Below are 1,874 nucleotides of genomic sequence, written 5' to 3'. Positions count from 1 at the left end.
GTCGCGGTCGCGGCGGCGCTGGCGCTGGCGCGGCACGTCCTGCGGCGGACGGCCGTGCCGGTGGCAGCCGAGCCGGAGCTTGCCGTCGAGACGGCCGTTTAGCGGCGTACGGAGGGGAGACGGGGACCGGGGCGGTTCACAGATCGGCTTGGAGTTTCTCGATCCGCTCGAAGAAGAACTCGTGCTTGAGGAAGGAGACGTCGTGCTCATGGCCCGGGTAGGGCGGGACGAGTTGGGCGGCCTGGATCAGCCGCCAGCCGTCCTTGAGCGCGTCGAGTCCGGTCCCGTAGGGCGGCTCCGCGCTGTCTCCCGTCGTCGGCGAGGTGCGGCCGGTGCCGTCGTACTGCGACCAGCCCACCACGTCCGAGTCCAGCGCCGAGTTGAGCAGGTACAGCACGAGCACCTGCTGACGGAGCACGGGAGCGGGGGCCGCAGGCGTGGGCGTGGCCATGGGTGAGTCGACCGTCATGCCGTTGCCTCCTGGGGGCGGTTGGAGACCCTGGTCACCAAGTGGTCGAGGTCGAAGTGGGGATCGCCGGTCAGTTCCCGCCACAGCAGGGTGCGGTTGTAGCGCTCCAGGCGCCCGGTGGCCTGTTCGTACCAGGGGAAGGCGACGTCCAGTTCGGAGGCCACGCGCGGGTCGTGCAGGTCCGAGGTGTCCCACAGGAGTCGCTGGCGGACCGTCGGGTTGAAGCGGATCTTGAACATGTAGCGGGTCGTGTCGCTGTCGTTGCGGCGACCGCCGTGCCAGATGCCGTGGTGCACGAACACCACCGTCCCGGCCGGGCAGACCAGCCGGTCCTGGCCGCGGAGGTTCTGGTAGCGGCCCGTGTCCGACTCGTTGATCCGGCGCAGATGGCTGCCGGGGACGCTGAGGGTGCCGCCCATCTCCAGCGTCACCGTCTGTGGGTAGTACATGAGTTGCACGTCGAAGGCGTCCGGCCGGACGTCGATGATGGCGTCCGCGTGCAGCGCTTGCGCCTCCCCGCCGTGAGGTTCGCGGACGTGGACGGCGTGGTGGTCCACGAGCGGCTCCGGGCCGACCAGGCTGCGCAGCGCGCCTTCGACCTGCGGCACCGCCAGCAGTCCGGCGGGGAAGGAGCCGGGAGCGTAGGCCTTCGACAGGGGCGTCCCGTAGCCGACCCGCGGCACCCCCTGCGCCAGCACCGTCAACGCCTCGGCGTTCAGCTCCGCGGGCACGACCGCGTCCAGTCGCAGAGATCCGTGAGCCACGAAGCGGGCCATCTGGACCGAGTTGAGCAGGATCCGTTGGTTGTCCATGTCGACAGACGCTAGAGCCGCGGGTCGGTTCTCCGAGTGGGCCGGGCTCGCCGTCCACTGGTCGGTTTTCACCACACCCCGGAGTCTCGGCGGGCGTGGTAGAACTCGGGCATGGACTCGGCCCTCGCCCATCTCGACGAGCCTCCCGACGTAGCCGCTGTCGGGATCGGCGTGCACGGCTGCGCCAGCCGTTCGGACGTGTTCTTGCTGCCGAACCTGTGGCAGCTGCATCTCTACGGCTACGACGCCGACCTGACGGTGGGCGACTCCGCGCACGCGATCCGGCCGGGCCGGGTCAGCCTCATTCCGCCCGGGACCACGGTGCGGTACCGCTACCGGGGCCGGTCGGAGCACCTCTACGTGCACCTCGGCCTCGGAACGGCCGGCTCGCCGCTCGGCATCCCGGTGATCCAGGACGCCGGGACCGAACTCGTGCCGCTCGCCGCGCAGTTGCACGGCGCACTGTCGGCCTGGCCGCACGCGGCAGCGCGGGCGACGGCCGAGGTGTGGGCCGCGCTGTGGCTGGTGGCGCAACTGGCCACGCCGCGCACGGCCGGTGTCCCCGCGACCCATCCGTCGGTCGCGGCCGCCCT

At 71.2% G+C, this 1,874-nt stretch carries 2 protein-coding genes and 1 pseudogene; 1 reads left to right on the top strand and 2 read right to left on the bottom strand.

The genetic code is table 11. The features are described 5' to 3' along the window. Positions 1–136: 136 nt before the first annotated feature. Together AB0O00_RS37540 and AB0O00_RS37535 are read right to left on the bottom strand one after the other, a co-directional pair. On the bottom strand, positions 137–469 hold the full coding sequence (locus AB0O00_RS37540) for a hypothetical protein (RefSeq protein ID WP_363659175.1): 333 nt from the start codon (positions 467–469) through the stop codon (positions 137–139). Next, on the bottom strand, positions 466–1,281 hold the full coding sequence (locus AB0O00_RS37535; protein ID WP_363659174.1) for a phytanoyl-CoA dioxygenase family protein: 816 nt from the start codon (positions 1,279–1,281) through the stop codon (positions 466–468). Before AB0O00_RS37535 ends, AB0O00_RS37540 begins: the two co-directional genes overlap by 4 nt. Positions 1,282–1,392: 111 nt before the next feature. Between AB0O00_RS37535 and AB0O00_RS37530 the strand changes: the two are divergent. After that, positions 1,393–1,874: pseudogene (locus AB0O00_RS37530) on the top strand (AraC family transcriptional regulator); the annotation flags it as partial.

The sequence above is a fragment of the Kitasatospora sp. NPDC093558 genome (assembly GCF_040683475.1).
Taxonomy (GTDB): Bacteria; Actinomycetota; Actinomycetes; order Streptomycetales; family Streptomycetaceae; genus Kitasatospora.
Note: the sequence above shows the minus strand (reverse complement) of the source record. Positions and strands in the feature narration are given on the sequence as shown.

Excerpts from the sequence above, each read along its gene's own strand:
- AB0O00_RS37540 (WP_363659175.1), bottom strand. The coding sequence starts at position 469 with ATGACGGTCGACTCACCCATGGCCACGCCCACGCCTGCGGCCCCCGCT.
- AB0O00_RS37535 (WP_363659174.1), bottom strand. The coding sequence starts at position 1,281 with ATGGACAACCAACGGATCCTGCTCAACTCGGTCCAGATGGCCCGCTTC.